This is a genomic window from Lentzea nigeriaca, from assembly GCF_016907955.1.
GTDB lineage: Bacteria > Actinomycetota > Actinomycetes > Mycobacteriales > Pseudonocardiaceae > Lentzea > Lentzea nigeriaca.
Map to the genome: position 1 here is coordinate 281,597 of NZ_JAFBCX010000009.1, position 15,694 is coordinate 297,290.

Consider the following 15,694-nt stretch of genomic DNA (forward strand, 5'->3'; position numbering starts at 1 on the left):
TTGGCCGCCTTCCCCGTCCGGGAAGGCGGCCTTCGGCGTTTCACGAGCAGGACTTCCAGAAGGCGGTCACCGCGTCGCGCAGCGAGTGCCGCGGCCGCCAGCCGAGCAGATCGAGTGCCGGGGTGGGATCGACCTGCAGCCAGCTGGACTTCGCGCGCCAGCCGGTGTCGATGTCCCGTTCCACGACGTGCGCGGGCACCCCGCTGACCTCGATCAGCAGGTCGACCAGGGACCGCACCGCGACGGCCTCGCCGCGGCCGATGCCGATGATCTCGCCGGAGACCTCGGAGTGCGCGGCGGCGACGGCCGCGGCAGCCACGTCGCGCACGTCGACGTAGTCCCGAAAAGCCGACAGCGGGGCCAATTCGACGTCACGGCCAGCCAGCAGGGCCGAGGCGACCTGGCCGAGCAGGCTCGTCGCGGGCAGACCCGGCCCGACGGCGTTCGCCACCCGCAACACGACGCCGCCCGAGGAGACGACCAGGCGCGCGGCGGCGAGTTTCGCGACACCGTAGGAGGTGTCCGGCAGCTCAGGCGTCGATCGCCCCGCGGACTCCCCGTGCGGAATCGGGCCGTACTCCAGCACCGAGCCGAGGTGCACGAGCCGCGGCCGCACGGGCAGAAGGGCAAGGGCTGCCTGGAGGTTCTCGCTCAGCGCGAGACAGCGGGTGGCCATGTCCTCTTCGGACAGTCCCCAGCTGCTCCCCGTCGCGTCCACGACCGCCGCGCACGAACCGAGGACCTCGGCGAGTGCTTCCGCCGAGGTCCCGGAGAGGTCGAGCGCGCGAAAACGAGGTGCCGGCGGTGGCTTTCTCGCCACCGCCAGCACCTCGTGTCCCGCGGCCGTGAACGCATCGCACACATGGCGGCCCACGAAACCCGTGCCGCCGAGCACGATCACGTCCGGCATGGTCAGCCCGCCGCGCGGGCGACCCAGAGGCCCCACGGGAAGCCGTCGACCTCCTGGTGTTCCGCGACGGCACCCGCCGCCTCGAAACCCGCGGCCAGCTGTTCCCGGCTGAACAGGGTCAGCTGGACCTTCTCGGTGAAATCGCGCAGGCCGGCATCGGAGTCGGCGACGGCGTAGTGCACGACCATCTCGATGCGGTCGTCGGCGATGCGGCGGGCGTGCGACAGGCGGACGATCGCGCCGTCCTCCTTCTTCATCAGGTCGCTCGCCACGTGACCGTCGTTGAACCCGTTCCCGTCGTACCAGGGCTCGATCACGAGCACGCCGCCGGGGTTGAGGTGCTTGAGCAGACCACGGATCAACGCCTCGAACTCGTCGATCGACTCGAGGTGCGGGATGGCGCACAGGCTCGTGATCGCGTCGAACTTGCGGCCGAGATCGATCTCCTCGCGGAAGTCGACCCGCAGCGTCTTCAGGCCCTCGATGCGGCCGGCGGCGAAGGCGAGCATCTCCTCCGAGTAGTCCGCGCCGACCACGTCGTCGAACTGCTCGGCCAGGAACTGCAGGTGCAGCCCGGTTCCCGTGCCGAGGTCGAGCAGGGACTCGGCGTCCGGCGTGTGCTCGCGAACCACCCGCGCCACGTCGAGCGCCTGCGTCTTGAAGTCCTTGCCCCTGCTCTGCATGAGCAGGTCGTAGGTCTCGACGTAGTCGTCCTTGTACATGTGTCACATCGCTTTCGTTGGGTTCGGCTTCGTCTTCGTCACGCGGCCGCGCGAGCGACCCAGAGGCCCCAGGCGAAGCTGTCGCGCTCGACGTGCTCGGCCACGGCGCCCGCGGCCGCGAAGCACGCCGCCAGCTGCTCACGGGTGAAGAGCGACAACTGGACCTCTTCGGTGAAGTCGCGCAGTCCCGTGCCTGGGTCGGCGACGGCGTGGTGCACGACCATCTCGATGCGGTCGTCGCTGATCCGGCGCGCGTGGGACAACCGGACGATCGCGCCGCCGTTCTCCTTGCTCATCAGGTCGCCGGCCACGTAGCCGTCGTGGAACTCGTCCGGTCCGTACCAGGGCTCGATCACCAGCACGCCGCCGGGATCGAGGTGCTTCAGCAGACCGCGGACCAGTGCTTCGAACTCGTCGGTCGACGCCAGATGCGGGATGACCCACAGACAGACGATGGCGTCGAACGTGCGGCCCAGGTCGATCTCCGCGCGAGCGTCCACGCGCAGGGTCGCGAGCCCCGGAACACGTTGGGCGGCCAGCGCCATCATGTCCTCGGAGATGTCCGCGCCCGTCACGTCGTCGAACTCCTCGGCGAAGAACTGCGCGTGCAGGCCGGTTCCGGTGCCGAGGTCGAGCAACGACGCCGCCTCCGGCAGCCGTTCACGGATCTCTCGCACCACACCGAGCGCCTGGGTCCGATAGGCCTTGCCGCGGCTGCGCATCAGCAGGTCGTACGTCTCGACGTAGTCGTCGTTGTACATGTCTCACACCGCTTTCAGACGACGTGGACCTCGGGCACGTACAGGATCCACTTGCCGCCGTTGGCCCGGAACTCCTTCTCCTTGGCCATGATCTCCTCGGCGTGGTTCCACGCGAAGAGCAGCGCGTAGTCCGGATAGGACCGTGCGAACACCTCGGCGGGCTCGACCGGGATGTGCGTGCCCGGCGAGAGCCGGTGCTGCTTGGCGGGCGTCGTGTCGCACACGTACGAGACGAGCTCGGGGCCGATGCCGCAGAAATTCGTGACGGTGGCGCTCTTGGCCGTGGCACCGTAGGCGGCGACGGTCTTGCCCTCGTCCTTCAGCCTGCGCAGCAACGCGACCAGGTCGGTCCGGATGTTCGCGACGCTCACCGCGAAGCGTTCCAGCGTCGCGAGGTCCGACAGGCCCTCCTCCTCCGCGACCAGCGCGGCGACAGCGGGACTCGGTGTGCGGGCGCCGGCGCGGGCGAGGGTGTAGCGCACCTCGCCGCCGTGCACGGGCAGCCGGGTGACGTCGACCAGCTCCAGTCCGAACCGCTCCGCCATCGCCTGCACGGACCGTGCGGTGAAGAAGAAAAAATGCTCGTCGTAGATCTGGTCGAACGACGTCTTCGCGACGATGTCACCGAGGTACGGGTCCTCGAAGACGAACACGCCGTTCGGCCCGAGCAACGCGTCGACACCACGCAGGATCGAGTCCATGTAAGGGATGTGGCACAGCGTGTTCGCGGCGTAAATCACGTCCGCGGGACCGTCCGCCTCCCGGATCTCGATCGCGGTCTCCTCCTCGAAGAACGCGTTGAGCACCCGGATCCCCTGTGCCGCCGCGATCTTGGCCACGCCACCGGACGGCTCGACGCCGAGGTGGCGCACGCCCGCGTCCTTGACGGTGCCGAGCATGATGCCGTCGTTGCAGCCGAGCTCGACGACGAACGGGTCGGCGGAGGTCAGCTCGCGCTCCAGGAAACCGCGCGCGGTTCCGGCGAAGTGCTCGCGCATCACCGACGAACCCGAGGAGTGGTACGGATAGTCCTCGTGGAACATGCGGTCGCGCGGCACCTCCTCGACCAGCTGCACCATCGTGCACGACTCGCACACGCCGACGGCGAGCCGGTAGAAGAACTCCCCGTCGGTGTCCTGCGGCCTGAGGAAGGCGTCGGACAGCGGCTGCCTGCCGAGGTCGAGGAACTCCGTCACGGCGCTCTCGCAAATCCGGCACTTGCTCATCGTCGTGCTCCTTCGGGCTCCACTGAGAACTTCGCAGGTAGCAACGTGGCAGCGTGCGCTTGAACCAGGCTTGTGCCACGACCGCCCGCGCGTCTTCGACGCTCAGCGGGGACGCACCAGCTCTGGAAACCGGTGCAGCGAGGTTTGAGCGAGTCGCGATCGCGGCCCGACAGCATGAGGCGCATGACCACGTATGTCTGGGACTATCTGCGGGAGTACGAGAGCGAGCGCAAAGACCTGCTCGACGCCGTCGAGACGGTCTTCGGTTCCGGGCAGCTGGTGCTCGGCGACAGCGTTCGCGGCTTCGAGCAGGAGTACGCCGCCTGGCACGGCGTGCGGCACTGCACCGGTGTCGACAACGGCACGAACGCGCTCAAGCTGGCGCTGGAAGCGCTCGGCGTGGGACCGGGCGACGAGGTGATCACCGTGTCCAACACGGCGGCGCCGACCGTGCTCGCCATCGTCGGCGCCGGTGCCACACCGGTGTTCGTCGACGTGCGCGAGTCCGACTTCCTGATGGACACCGACCAGGTCGCGGCCGCGATCACGCCGCGCACCAAGGCACTGCTGCCGGTGCACCTGTACGGCCAGTGCGTCGACATGACGCCGTTGCAGCGGCTGGCGAGCAAGCACGGCCTGAAGATCCTGGAGGACTGCGCGCAGGCGCACGGCGCGCGCCACCACGGCGAGCTCGCCGGCACGATCGGGGACGCGGCCGCGTTCTCCTTCTACCCCACCAAGGTGCTCGGCGCGTACGGCGACGGTGGCGCCGTCATCACCGACGACGCCCAGATCGACGCGAACATGCGCCGGCTGCGCTACTACGGCATGGACAAGGTCTACTACGTTGTGCAGACGCCCGGCCACAACAGCAGGCTGGACGAGGTGCAGGCGGAGATCCTGCGCCGCAAGCTCGTCCGGCTCGACGAGTACGTCGCGGGCAGGCAGCGCATCGCCCAGCGGTACGCCGAGACGTTGAGCGACGTCCTCGCGCTGCCGCAGGTGACTCCGGGCAACGAGCACGTCTACTACGTCTACGTCGCGCGCCACCCCGATCGCGACCGGATCATCGAAGAGCTGAAGAAGCACGACATCTCGCTCAACATCAGCTACCCGTGGCCGGTGCACACGATGACCGGGTTCGCGCATCTCGGCTGGGCCGAGGGATCGCTGCCCGTGACGGAGAAGCTCGCCAAGGAGATCTTCTCCCTGCCCATGTACCCGTCGCTGCCGACCGACGTGCAGGACAGGGTGATCGACGCGGTGCGGAAGGTGCTCGCATGAGTCTGTTGTGGACGGTCAGCGACGGCGTCGAGCACGCGACGCTCCAGGTGCCGCTGGACTACGCCGAGCCACACGGGGAGCAGATCAGCCTCGCCCTCACCCGGCGGCGCGCCACCGACCCGGCCCGTCGCCGCGGCGTCCTGCTGTCGGTCAACGGCGGTCCCGGCGGCGACTCCGGGCTCGGCCGCGACCTGCCGTCGGTGTTCGAGGGCACGCCGGTGCACGAGGTGTACGACCTGATCGGCTTCGACCCCCGCGGCACGGGGGCCTCCACCCGGTTGTACGCCGACGTCGTGATCCCCAAGGCACCCTTCGACTCCCGGCCGCCGGACAGCGCGTTTCCCGTGCTGGCCGAGGACATGCGCGTGCGCGAGCTCGCCTGCCGGCGCGCTGGGGGGGACATGCGGCCGCACGTCAGCACCCGCAACACCGCGAGGGACATGGACTCGATCCGGGTCGCGCTCGGCGAGGAGAAGATCTCCTTCGTCGGCTACGCCTACGGTTCCTACGTCGGCGCCGTGTACGGCAGCATGTTCCCGTCCGGCCTCGACCGCAGCGTCCTGGACTCGTGCGTCAATCCCGAGTGGACGTGGCACGAGCAGTTCCTCTCGCAGGGCGACGCGATCCAGCGCAACGTCGACCAGTGGGCGGCCTGGACCTCGCAGCGCGACCGGCACTTCGGCCTCGGCACGTCGGCGGCCCAGGTGCTGACGTGCGTCGAGGACACCGTCGCCAACCTGGAGAAGTACGGCATCCGCCTGCGCACCCTGTTCGACGGCGCCGTCGGCACCCAGGCAGGCGACCGCGGCAAGTGGGAGAACCTCGCGGTCCTGGTGAAGGAACTGCGCGACACGGACGAGGACCAGGCACAGCGGCTGCTGGCCGCCCAGGGCACCTGGCGCTCGTTCGACGTGGAGGGCGAGCTGCGCGTCGCGGTGCTGGAAGCCGTCACGCTGGAACACGCGTGGCCGTCGGACATCGAGGTCTACTACGCGCAGATGCGGGAGTTCCGCAAACGCTTCCCCTACGGCTACGGCGTGTTGCGTGCACAACCGTGGGTCGGAGCGTTCCGCACGTTCGAGCTCCGCGAAGAGCCGGCCGCCATCACCCGTGACGGATACCCGGTCGGGCTGGTCGTCCAGGCCGACGGCGACGCGATGGACCACTACGCGGGCGGCGTCGCCATGGCGGACCGCCTCGGCAGCCACCTGATCACGGTCGAGGACTCCGGCGACCACGAGGTCTACGCCTTATGCGCCAACCCTCACGTGGACGCGCTGGTGAACCGCTACCTGGTTGACGGCGAGCTGCCGGGGCGACGCACGGTAGTGCCCGGCACAACCCCTCGGCCGGACATCCCCGCCGACGCCTGAACCCCCTCCCCCGCTGGGCGCCGCCTACCCCTCAGGCGGCGCCCAGCACCCTTTCAGACCCGGCGGTAGCGCTTGAGGTGCTTGCCCGTCAACGAGGTGCGCGACTTGAGCAGCTGGGCGGGAGTGCCCGTGAACACGACCTCACCACCGTCGCGGCCGCCACCGGGGCCGAGATCGACGACCCAGTCGGCCTGCTGCACCACGTCGAGGTTGTGCTCGATCACGATCACCGTGTTGCCCTTGTCCACCAGTCCGTTCAGCAGGCCCAACAGAGTGTCCACATCGGACATGTGCAGACCGGTGGTCGGCTCGTCCAGCACGTAGATCCCCGACGTCCGGTTGAGCTGGACGGCGAGCTTGATGCGCTGGCGCTCACCGCCGGACAACGTGCTGAGCGGCTGCCCGAGCGTGAGGTAGGGCAGGCCGACGGAGACGAGCGACCGCAGCTTCGCGACGAGGTCGCGTTCGGAGAAGAACTCCAGCGCCTCCTCGGCGGGCAGCTCCAGGACGTCCGCGATCGACAGACCGCGCAACCGGTGCGCGAGCACCTCCTCCTTGAACCGCCGGCCGTCACAGGTCGCGCAGTGGGTCGTCACCGGGTCCATGTAGGCGAGCTCGGTGATGATCACGCCGCGGCCCCTGCACTCCGGGCAGGCGCCGTCGGAGTTGAAGCTGAACAACGAGGCCGGCGCGCCGCTCGACTTGGCGAACAGCTTGCGGATCGAGTCCATCATCCCCAGGTACGTCGTGGGCGTGGACCTCGACGACGCCGTGATGGCGGACTGGTCCACGAAGATCGCGTCGGGGTAGCTGTTCATGAACACCTCGCCGATGAGCGAGCTCTTGCCGGACCCCGCGACACCGGTCACCACCGTCAGCACACCGGTCGGGATGGCGACCGAGACGTTCTTCAGGTTGTGCAGGTTCGCTCCCACCACCGGCAGCTCGCCGGTGGGTTCCCGGAACGACGACTTGACCGCGGTGGACCTGCGCAGGCCCTCGCCGGTCGGGGTCTTCGCCTCGCGCAGCCCCGCGAACGTGCCCTCGAAGACGATCCGGCCGCCGTGCACGCCCGCCCCGGGCCCGACGTCGACGACGTGGTCGGCGATCTCGATGACGTCCGGGTCGTGCTCGACCACCAGCACCGTGTTCCCCTTGTCCCGCAACGCGCGCAGCAGGTCGTTCAGCATGCCGACGTCGCGCGGGTGCAGCCCGGTGCTGGGCTCGTCGAAGATGTAGGTGAGACCGGTGAGGCTGCTGCCGAGGTGCCGCACCATCTTCAGTCGCTGGCCCTCACCGCCGGACAGCGTGCCGGTGGACCGGTCGAGGCTCAGATAGCCGAGCCCGATCTCCTCGATCCGCTCCAGCGCCGCGCGGACGGCGTCGACGAGCGAGCGCGCCGCCGGGTCGGTGATGGCGGACACGGCCTTGATCAGCTCGCTGATCTCCATGCGGGACCACTCGGCGATGTTGCGGCCGTCGATTTTCGCGGCGAGCGCGGCGGCGTTGAGCCTCGCGCCCTCGCACGCGGGACAGGTGCCCTCGGTGATGAACGGCAGCACCGACTCCCGCGTCCGCTCGCTCACCTTGCTCAGGTCGCGCTTCAGGTTGAAGCGGGCGAACCGGTCGGCGACCCCCTCGTAGGCCACCTCCTGCGAGCCCTTGGTGGTCCTGATGCGGACCGTGCCGCCGGTGCCGTGCAGCAGGGTGCGCATCTCCTGCTCGGTGTAGTCGCACAACCGCTTGCCCGGGTCGAACTTCCCGGAGTTGGCCCACCGCTGCCACTCGATGCTGCCCACACCGTGCGCCGGCAGCAGGATCGCACCCTCGTTCAGCGACTTCGACAGGTCCACGATCCGGTCCAACGCGAGCTGCGTCGTCACGCCGAGGCCGTCGCACTCGGGGCACATGCCGCGCGGGTCGTTGAACGAGAACGAGGACACCAGGCCGTCGGACGGCTGGGCGCAGCGCGCGAACAACACGCGGATCATGGCGTAGATGTCGGTCATCGTGCCGACCGTCGAACGGGCGTTGCCGCCGACGGCGTTCTGGTCCACGATGACCGCCGTCGTCAGCCCCTCGATCTCATCGACGTGCGGGCGCTCGTAGCGCGGCAGCTGGTTGCGGATGAACCAGGTGAACGTGCTGTTGAGCTGGCGCTGTGCCTCGATCGCGATCGTGTCGAACACGATCGAGGACTTGCCGGAGCCCGACACGCCGGTGAAGACCGTGATCTTGCCCTGCGGGATGGTCAGCGAGACGTCCTTGAGGTTGTGCTCACGCGCGCCGAGGATGCGGATGTCCATGCGGGCACGCTAGTGACACGCGCTCAAGCCAGGCTCGAGAAGAACGACCGCAGCTCACCCACCAGCACGTCCGGCTGCTCCAGTGCGGGGAAGTGCCCGCCGCGCTCGTGGTCGACGAACCGGCGCAGGTCGGTGAACCGCCCGGCGATCCACGGACGTGGCATTCGCCCGTCCTTGGGGAAGTTGGACACCGCGGTGGGCACGGCGACCGGCCCGAGCGCGAGCTTGTTCTGGCTCTCCCAGTAGATCCGCGCCGACGACGCGCCGGTCGCGGCGAACCAGCCGACGCTCACCGCGTCGAGCAACCGGTCGCGCGGGATGACCTGTTCGACGGAACCGTCGTGGTCGCTCCACGCCCAGTACTTCTCGACCATCCACGCGAGCTGCGCCACCGGCGAGTCGGTGAGGCCGTAGCCGAGGGTCTGCGGGCGGGTGGTCTGGATGACCGAGTAACCGCCCTCCTGCTGCTGGAACTCCTTCATCGCCGCGAGCCCCGCATAGTCCTTTTGCGACAGTTCGACCTGCTCCTCCGGCGGCCGCGCGAACGGCATCGTCAGATGGATGCCGATCAGCTGCCCGGTGTCGGTCTCGCCCATGATCGCCGTGATGAACGAGCCCCAGTCGACGCCGTGCGCGGCGTACCGCTCGTACCCGAGCGAGGCCATCAGCGTCTGCCACGCGGCGGCGATGCGTTCCGCGGTCCAGCCGGGCCCGGAGGGCCTGTCGCTGAACCCGAAGCCGGGCAACGAGGGTGCGACGACGTGGAACGCGTCGGCGGGGTCCGGCGGGTCGACCAGCGGGCCGATGACGTCGAGGAACTCGACGACGGAACCGGGCCAGCCGTGGCTGATCAGCAACGGCGTGGCGTCCGGGTGCGGCGACCGCACGTGCAGGTAGTGGATCCCGAGACCGTCGATCTCGGTGCGGAACTGGGGCAGGGCGTTCAGCCGTGCCTCGGTCTTGCGCCAGTCGTAGGAGGTGCGCCAGTACTCGGCGAGCTTCTGGGCGTACGCGAGCGGCACGCCCTGGCCGCGCTCGGTCTCGGCCTCAGGCCAGCGCGTGCGCGCCAGCCGCTCATGGAGGTCCACAACGGACTCTTCCGGGATCTCGACGCGGAACGGCTCGTGCGTCATGACTCACCTCCGATGTCGAGTCCACCGTCGACGGTGACGACCTGGCCGGTCACCAGCGGGCTCGCGGCCAGCTGGGTGATCCACGGCGTGATGTCCTCCGGCTCGGCCACCCGGCCGAGCGGGATCTTGTGCGCGACGCCGGCGAAGAGGCCCTCCACCTGCTCGGGGCTCAACCCGTTGGCGGCATAGGCTTCCGTGCGGACGAAGCCGGGCGCGACGGCGTTGACCCTGATGCCGAGCGGCGCGAGCTCGGCAGCCCAGCTGCGGGTGAAACTGTGCACGGCGGCCTTGCTCGCCGAGTACAGCGAGCTCGACGGCCCGGGATTGTGGCCACCGCGGCTCGACACCAGCACGATCGCGGCGCCGGGTGAGCGCAGCTGCGGCAGCAGCCGGGAGGTCAGCAGCACCGGCCCGAGCACGTTGGTCTCCAGGACGTCCCGCGCGGTCGCGTGGTCCAGTGCGGCGAGCGGGGTGAAGCGGAAGATCCCCGCGTTGTGCACCAGCACGTCCACCTGGCTGCGGACGGCCTCGGCAACGGCGTCCGCCCCTGCCGCCGTGGTGACGTCGGCGGCGACGGGCACGATCGCGGGGTGCAGGGCGGCGACCTCTTCGAGTCGTTCCTTGCGACGGCCGGTGATGATCACGTTGGCAGCGCCGAGCCCGGCGAACGCGAGCGCTGTGGCGCGCCCGATCCCGGTGCCCGCGCCGGTCACGACGACGGTCTCCATGCGAGGCAACCTTCCAGCGGCCGCTCGACATCGGCTCGAATCCGCCGCCGGACCACCACGACCAGTCAGTCTCCAGTGCTGCCCAACCCCTCGACAACATGCTGGCCCCACGAGCAAAGCTGCTGAGGAGAAAGCACATGAAAGCACTCGTGTTGGCCGGAGGCCTGGGCAGCCGGCTACGTCCGTTCAGCCACACCATGCCGAAACAACTCATCCCGATCGCCAACAAGCCGGTCATCGAGCACGTCATGGACAACCTGCGTGCCATCGGCGTCCGCGAGGTCGGGATGATCGTCGGCAGCAGGCGGGAAGAGCTCGAGTCGAAGCTCGGGGACGGATCGGCGCTGGGCGTGGACATCACCTACATCCAGCAGGACGAGCCGCTCGGACTGGCGCACTGCGTGCTGATCGCGCGCGACTTCCTCGCCGACGACGACTTCGTGATGTACCTGGGCGACAACATGCTCATCGACGGCATCGAGGAGATCGCCGACGAGTTCCGCACCACCCGGCCGACCGCGCAGGTCGTCGTGCACAAGGTCGCCGACCCCCGCGCGTTCGGCGTCGCCGAGGTCGACGAGAACGGTCGCGTGATCCAGCTCGTGGAGAAGCCGAGGGAGCCGCGCAGCGACCTCGCGGTCATCGGCGTCTACTTCTTCACCCCCGCCGTGCACGAGGCCGTCGAGCGGATCACGCCGAGCGCCCGTGGCGAGCTGGAGATCACCGACGCGCTGCAGTGGCTGGTGACCGAGGGCCTGGACGTCCGCGCGCGCATCTACTCCGGCTTCTGGAAGGACACCGGGCGAGTCGAGGAAGTCCTGGACTGCAACCGGGAGCTGCTCGACCGGCTGACCGCGTCGGTGCGGGGAGAGGTCGACGAGCAGAGCCAGATCATCGGCGCCGTCGTGGTCGAGGAAGGCGCACGGGTGGTCGGCTCGCGCATCGTCGGACCGGCGATCATCGGCGCCGGGTCGCTCGTCGAGGACAGCACGGTCGGCCCGCACACCACGATCGGCGAGGACTGCCTGCTGCGCGGCGCCGGCATCGGCTACTCGATCCTGCTGCGCGGCGCGTCGGTCGACAACGTGCGAGGTGTGCACGGTTCGGTCATCGGACGGGCGGCCAGCGTGGCGTCCGCCGAGCGCAACCGGCTCGTCGTCGGTGACCACTCCAGCATCGAGGTGCCCGCGTGAAGGTCTTCGTCACAGGCGGCGCCGGCTTCATCGGTTCGCACTACGTGAGGACGCTGCTCGACGGCGGTTATCCGGGGTTCGAGGACGCCGAGGTCACCGTCCTGGACAAGCTCACCTACGCGGGCAACAGGGAGAACCTGCCCGCACAGCACGCGAGGCTGAACTTCGTGCACGGCGACGTGTGCGACCTGCCGGCTCTGCTGGAGCTGTTGCCGGGCCACGACTACGTGGTGCACTTCGCGGCGGAGTCGCATGTGGACAGGTCGCTGACGGACGCGTCGGCGTTCATCCAGGCCAACGTCGCGGGCACGCAGTCGCTGCTGGACGCGTGCGTCGCGGCCGGGGTGCGGCGGATCGTGCACGTGTCCACGGACGAGGTGTACGGGTCGATCGACTCCGGCGAGTGGACCGAGGAGTCACCGCTGCTGCCGAACTCGCCGTACGCGGCGTCGAAAGCGTGCAGCGACCTGATCGCGCGGGCGTACTGGCGCACCCACGGCCTCGACCTCTCGATCACCAGGTGCTCCAACAACTACGGCGCCTACCAGCACGTCGAGAAGCTCATCCCGTTGTTCACCACGAACCTTCTCACGGGCGTGCCGGTGCCGTTGTACGGCGACGGCGCGAACATCCGTGAGTGGCTGCACGTGTCCGACCACTGCCGGGCGATCCAGCTGGTGCTGGAGCGGGGACGCGCGGGCGAGGTGTACAACGTCGGCGGCGGGAACGCGCGCACCAACAAGCAGATCACCGAGCTGTTGCTGGAGCTGTGCGGCGCGGACGCGAGCCTGGTGCGGCGGGTGCCCGACCGCAAGGCCCACGACCTGCGCTACGCCCTGGACGAGACGAAGATCCGCACCGAGCTGGGGTACGAGCCGCTGGTGTCGTTCGAGCAGGGCCTGGCCGAGACGGTCCGCTGGTACGTCGACAACCCGGCGTGGTGGAAGCCGGTGAAGGAACGCCAGCGCTGAGCGCACAACGGGAAGAGGGCTGACCGCGGTGGTCACGCCCTCTTCCCGTTGTGCCGTCACGCCGCCGCGGCCGGCCGATCCCGGTGGATCGTGCGGGACCTGGTGTAGAGCTCACCGTCGAGGCGCACCAGCACGTCCTCGATCGCGAACGTCGGCTCGAACGTCACGTTGCCGTCGGCGTCGGTCCGCGTGACGAGCGAGCAGTACGACACCGCGAACGTGTTCTGGTCCACCTCTTCGATCAGGTAGTGGTCGTTCCAGTGCCGCACCGCGGCGCCCGCGTACCTCGGCAGCGCCAGCTTGGCGCCGGCGATCAGCGCGGCCCTGCCCTCGACCTTCTCACCGCGGTGGGCGTGATCGGTCACGCCGTCCTCGGTGAACGTCCCCGCGTACCCCTCGACGTCCAGCGCGTCCAGCAGCCGCATCTGGCGCGCGTAGAAGTTCAGTACCTCGACGTGCACCTGCACGCTGACTCCAGCCACGACAGCTCCTCCCGATTCGTCTGCCACCACGATGCGCGAACCGGCTGGAAACCCGCTCAAGTTCCGTTCCATTCCACGTCCACCCGCGCGGGCGACGCTTTCACCCAGAAACCGTTGGCGAACAAGGAGGTCTCATGTCCGAGCAGGTGCCCGACGTCAGCAAGTCGGTCACGGTGCGGGCCACACCGGAACAGGCCTTCAAGATCTTCACCGAACGGCCGCTCGAGTGGTGGCCCGAGTCGCACGTGTTCGTCGCGCAGCGCGAGTCGATCACCTTCGAGGGCGGGGTCGGCGGCAGGTACTTCGAGCGCGGCGCGGACGGCGAGGAGATCGCCTGGGGCATCATCACCGAGTGGGAGCCGGGCAGGCGCCTGGTGATGACGTGGCGGGTCGGCCCGAACTGGCGTCCCGTCTTCGACGACGAGAAGGCGAGCTTCATCGAGGTCGACTTCACGCAGAAGGGCGACGACACCGAGGTCAGGCTCACGCACGCCCAGCTGCACCGGCACGGCGAGATCGCCGGCTTCATCCACACCGCCCTGGACGGCCCCAGCCCCGGCGAAACCCTGGAAAAGTTCGCCAAGGTGGTCGCACAGCACGTCTGACAACCACGATGAACGGCGCATTTGTTCACCTGAGGTGGACGAATGCGCCGTTCATCGTTTCAGGCCGCGGAGACCTCGCAGAGGTCGACTACGCGGCGCAGCTGGTGGACCAGCTGGTCCACCGAGCGGCCCTCGCGCAGCCGCACCTGAACGTCCAATCTGGACAGCCCGTCCGCGCCGGCGGGGCTGAGGCTCAGCGACTCCACGGCGACGTCACGCGTGGAGAACAACACCACGACCCGTGCCAGCGCACCGGGCTTGTTGCGCAGCAACACCGACAGCCGGTGCATCAGAGGTCCTCCCCCGTGTCGGAGTCGCACAGCGGGCGCAGGCCGCGTGCGGTCATGATCTCGTCGTTGCCCGTGCCCGCGGCGACCATCGGCCACACCTGGGCGTCCGCTCCGACGACGAAGTCGATCACCACCGGCCGGTCGCGCACGGCCATCGCCTCGCGCACCACGTCGTCCACTCCCGCCCGCGACGAGCACCGCAGCCCGACGCAGCCCATCGCCTCCGCCAGCAGCGCGAAGTCCGGCGTCGAGCCGAGCGACGTGTGGGAGTACCTGCTGCCGTAGAACAGGTTCTGCCACTGCCTGACCATGCCGAGGTTGCCGTTGTTGATCACCGCGACCTTGATCGGCAGGCCTTCCAGCGCGCAGGTCGCCAGCTCCTGGTTGGTCATCTGGAAGCAGCCGTCGCCGTCGATCGCCCACACCTGCCGGTCCGGCGCGCCACACACGGCGCCCATCGCGGCGGGCACGGCGAAGCCCATCGTGCCGAGCCCGCCGGAGTTGATGAACGACCCCGGCCGCTCGTAGCGCACGAACTGCGCCGCCCACATCTGGTGCTGGCCGACACCGGAGGTGTAGATCGCCTCCGGCCCGACGAGCTCACCGATCCGCGAGATCACGTACTGCGGTGCGAGGGAACCGTCCTCCGGCCAGTCGTAGCCGAGCGGGAACGTCGTCCGCAGCCCGTCCAGGTACTTCCACCACGGATCGAGGTCACCGCCGGTGGTGACCGACGCCTTCAGCGCACGCAACACATCCCGGCAGTCGCCGATCAGCGGCACGTCCGCCCTGCGGTTCTTGGAGATCTCCGCGGGGTCGATGTCCGCGTGCACGACGAGGGCCTCCGGTGCGAACCGCGCGAGCGAGCCGGTCACCCGATCGTCGAACCGCGCACCCAGCGCGATCAGCAGGTCCGACTTCTGCATCGCCGCGACGGCCGCGACGGTGCCGTGCATGCCGGGCATGCCGAGGTGCTGCGGATGCGAGTCAGGGAAGGCCCCGCGCGCCATCAGCGTCGTCACGACGGGCACTCCGGTGCGTTCCGCGAGCTCACGCAGAAGGTCCGCGGCACCGGCACGCACCACTCCGCCGCCGACGTAGAACACCGGCCGCTCGGCGCGGGCCAGCAGGTCCGCCGCCTGGCGCACCTGAGCGGGGTCGAGCCGTGGCCGCACGACGACGGGCGGCTCGGGCTCTGTCCACCCAGCGGGTGCGGCGAGGACGTCCTTGGGCAGGTCGACCAGCACCGGACCGGGTCTGCCGGACGCGGCGAGGGCGAACGCCTCGGCGATCACCCGCGGGATGTCGTCCGGGTCGGTCACCTGGTAGCTGTGCTTGGTGATCGGCAGCGTGATGCTGCGGATGTCCGCCTCCTGGAAGGCATCCGTCCCGATCACCGGTCTCGCCACCTGGCCGGTGATCGCCACCACCGGCACCGAGTCCAGGTAGGCGTCCGCGAGTGGCGTCACCAGGTTCGTCGCGCCCGGCCCCGACGTCGCCATGCACACGCCGACCCTGCCGGTCGCCTGCGCGTAGCCGGAGGCCGCGTGCCCGGCGCCCTGCTCGTGCCGCGTCAGCACGTGCCGGATCTTCGCCGAGTCGAACAACGGGTCGTAGGCGGGCAGGATCGCCCCGCCGGGAATGCCGAACACCGTCTCGCACCCGACTGCCTCGAGTGCCTTGATCAATGCCAGCGCACCGTTCATGACG

The 15,694-nt window shown here is 69.3% G+C and carries 15 protein-coding genes; 5 read left to right on the plus strand and 10 right to left on the minus strand.

Annotation, left to right across the window (positions count from 1 at the left end):
- Nucleotides 1-40: 40 nt before the first annotated feature.
- From JOD27_RS29740 to JOD27_RS29755, 4 genes are read right to left on the minus strand one after another with little or no spacing between them, the layout of a single operon-like run.
- Entirely contained in the window at nucleotides 41-946 is a 906-nt protein-coding gene (locus tag JOD27_RS29740) for an NAD-dependent epimerase/dehydratase family protein (RefSeq protein ID WP_204765587.1), read from the minus strand.
- Nucleotides 913-1,632 (minus strand): class I SAM-dependent DNA methyltransferase, encoded by a 720-nt coding sequence (locus JOD27_RS29745; RefSeq protein WP_204765588.1) that lies wholly within the window; start codon nucleotides 1,630-1,632, stop codon nucleotides 913-915. The genes JOD27_RS29740 and JOD27_RS29745 overlap by 34 nt, the downstream gene beginning before the upstream one ends.
- 38 nt (nucleotides 1,633-1,670) lie before the next feature.
- Nucleotides 1,671-2,393 (minus strand): class I SAM-dependent DNA methyltransferase, encoded by a 723-nt coding sequence (locus JOD27_RS29750; RefSeq protein WP_204765589.1) that lies wholly within the window; start codon nucleotides 2,391-2,393, stop codon nucleotides 1,671-1,673.
- A gap of 14 nt (nucleotides 2,394-2,407) precedes the next feature.
- A complete protein-coding gene (locus JOD27_RS29755; RefSeq protein WP_204765590.1) occupies nucleotides 2,408-3,619 on the minus strand; it encodes a class I SAM-dependent methyltransferase in 1,212 nt (403 codons plus the stop codon).
- Nucleotides 3,620-3,802: 183 nt separating this feature from the next.
- Between JOD27_RS29755 and JOD27_RS29760 the strand changes: the two genes are divergently transcribed.
- Entirely contained in the window at nucleotides 3,803-4,903 is a 1,101-nt protein-coding gene (locus JOD27_RS29760) for a DegT/DnrJ/EryC1/StrS family aminotransferase (RefSeq protein WP_204765591.1), read from the plus strand.
- A complete protein-coding gene (locus JOD27_RS29765) occupies nucleotides 4,900-6,276 on the plus strand; it encodes an alpha/beta fold hydrolase (protein ID WP_204765592.1) in 1,377 nt (458 codons plus the stop codon). Before JOD27_RS29760 ends, JOD27_RS29765 begins: the two co-directional genes overlap by 4 nt.
- 53 nt (nucleotides 6,277-6,329) lie before the next feature.
- On the opposite strand, the gene JOD27_RS29770 is transcribed toward JOD27_RS29765, so the two are convergent.
- Genes JOD27_RS29770 through JOD27_RS29780 form a run of 3 tightly spaced genes read right to left on the minus strand, consistent with a single transcriptional unit; the run spans nucleotide 6,330 to nucleotide 10,443 of the window.
- Nucleotides 6,330-8,582, minus strand: a complete 2,253-nt coding sequence (locus JOD27_RS29770; protein WP_204765593.1) for an ATP-binding cassette domain-containing protein — start codon at nucleotides 8,580-8,582, stop codon at nucleotides 6,330-6,332.
- A gap of 23 nt (nucleotides 8,583-8,605) precedes the next feature.
- A complete protein-coding gene (locus JOD27_RS29775; protein ID WP_204765594.1) occupies nucleotides 8,606-9,715 on the minus strand; it encodes an epoxide hydrolase family protein in 1,110 nt (369 codons plus the stop codon).
- On the minus strand, nucleotides 9,712-10,443 hold the full coding sequence (locus JOD27_RS29780; RefSeq protein WP_204765595.1) for an SDR family NAD(P)-dependent oxidoreductase: 732 nt from the start codon (nucleotides 10,441-10,443) through the stop codon (nucleotides 9,712-9,714). The genes JOD27_RS29775 and JOD27_RS29780 overlap by 4 nt, the downstream gene beginning before the upstream one ends.
- Before the next feature lie 137 nt (nucleotides 10,444-10,580).
- Here JOD27_RS29780 and JOD27_RS29785 point away from each other — a divergent pair, with 137 nt between their 5' ends.
- Nucleotides 10,581-11,636 carry a glucose-1-phosphate thymidylyltransferase gene (locus tag JOD27_RS29785; RefSeq protein ID WP_204765596.1) on the plus strand — a complete coding sequence of 352 codons (1,056 nt, stop codon included), beginning with the start codon at nucleotides 10,581-10,583 and terminating at the stop codon, nucleotides 11,634-11,636.
- Nucleotides 11,633-12,607 (plus strand): dTDP-glucose 4,6-dehydratase, encoded by a 975-nt coding sequence (rfbB, locus tag JOD27_RS29790; RefSeq protein ID WP_204765597.1) that lies wholly within the window; start codon nucleotides 11,633-11,635, stop codon nucleotides 12,605-12,607. Before JOD27_RS29785 ends, rfbB begins: the two co-directional genes overlap by 4 nt.
- 56 nt (nucleotides 12,608-12,663) lie before the next feature.
- Here the strand turns inward: rfbB and JOD27_RS29795 are convergent, their stop codons facing one another.
- Complete coding sequence (locus JOD27_RS29795; RefSeq protein WP_204765598.1) at nucleotides 12,664-13,089, minus strand: nuclear transport factor 2 family protein; 426 nt, start codon at nucleotides 13,087-13,089, stop codon at nucleotides 12,664-12,666.
- Nucleotides 13,090-13,223: 134 nt separating this feature from the next.
- Here JOD27_RS29795 and JOD27_RS29800 point away from each other — a divergent pair, with 134 nt between their 5' ends.
- Nucleotides 13,224-13,694: an SRPBCC domain-containing protein gene (locus JOD27_RS29800; protein WP_204765599.1), complete on the plus strand. Its 471-nt coding sequence runs from the start codon at nucleotides 13,224-13,226 to the stop codon at nucleotides 13,692-13,694.
- A gap of 59 nt (nucleotides 13,695-13,753) precedes the next feature.
- Here JOD27_RS29800 and JOD27_RS29805 read toward each other — a convergent pair whose 3' ends face one another.
- Complete coding sequence (locus tag JOD27_RS29805) at nucleotides 13,754-13,984, minus strand: ACT domain-containing protein (RefSeq protein ID WP_204765600.1); 231 nt, start codon at nucleotides 13,982-13,984, stop codon at nucleotides 13,754-13,756.
- Complete coding sequence (locus JOD27_RS29810) at nucleotides 13,984-15,690, minus strand: acetolactate synthase large subunit (protein ID WP_204765601.1); 1,707 nt, start codon at nucleotides 15,688-15,690, stop codon at nucleotides 13,984-13,986. Before JOD27_RS29810 ends, JOD27_RS29805 begins: the two co-directional genes overlap by 1 nt.
- Between the last annotated feature and the right edge of the window lie 4 nt (nucleotides 15,691-15,694).

Excerpts from the sequence above, each read along its gene's own strand:
- JOD27_RS29745 (WP_204765588.1), bottom strand. The coding sequence starts at position 1,632 with ATGTACAAGGACGACTACGTCGAGACCTACGACCTGCTCATGCAGAGC.
- JOD27_RS29750 (WP_204765589.1), bottom strand. The coding sequence starts at position 2,393 with ATGTACAACGACGACTACGTCGAGACGTACGACCTGCTGATGCGCAGC.
- JOD27_RS29755 (WP_204765590.1), bottom strand. The coding sequence starts at position 3,619 with ATGAGCAAGTGCCGGATTTGCGAGAGCGCCGTGACGGAGTTCCTCGAC.
- JOD27_RS29760 (WP_204765591.1), top strand. The coding sequence starts at position 3,803 with ATGACCACGTATGTCTGGGACTATCTGCGGGAGTACGAGAGCGAGCGC.
- JOD27_RS29765 (WP_204765592.1), top strand. The coding sequence starts at position 4,900 with ATGAGTCTGTTGTGGACGGTCAGCGACGGCGTCGAGCACGCGACGCTC.
- JOD27_RS29770 (WP_204765593.1), bottom strand. The coding sequence starts at position 8,582 with ATGGACATCCGCATCCTCGGCGCGCGTGAGCACAACCTCAAGGACGTC.
- JOD27_RS29775 (WP_204765594.1), bottom strand. The coding sequence starts at position 9,715 with ATGACGCACGAGCCGTTCCGCGTCGAGATCCCGGAAGAGTCCGTTGTG.
- JOD27_RS29780 (WP_204765595.1), bottom strand. The coding sequence starts at position 10,443 with ATGGAGACCGTCGTCGTGACCGGCGCGGGCACCGGGATCGGGCGCGCC.
- JOD27_RS29785 (WP_204765596.1), top strand. The coding sequence starts at position 10,581 with ATGAAAGCACTCGTGTTGGCCGGAGGCCTGGGCAGCCGGCTACGTCCG.
- JOD27_RS29800 (WP_204765599.1), top strand. The coding sequence starts at position 13,224 with ATGTCCGAGCAGGTGCCCGACGTCAGCAAGTCGGTCACGGTGCGGGCC.
- JOD27_RS29805 (WP_204765600.1), bottom strand. The coding sequence starts at position 13,984 with ATGCACCGGCTGTCGGTGTTGCTGCGCAACAAGCCCGGTGCGCTGGCA.
- JOD27_RS29810 (WP_204765601.1), bottom strand. The coding sequence starts at position 15,690 with ATGAACGGTGCGCTGGCATTGATCAAGGCACTCGAGGCAGTCGGGTGC.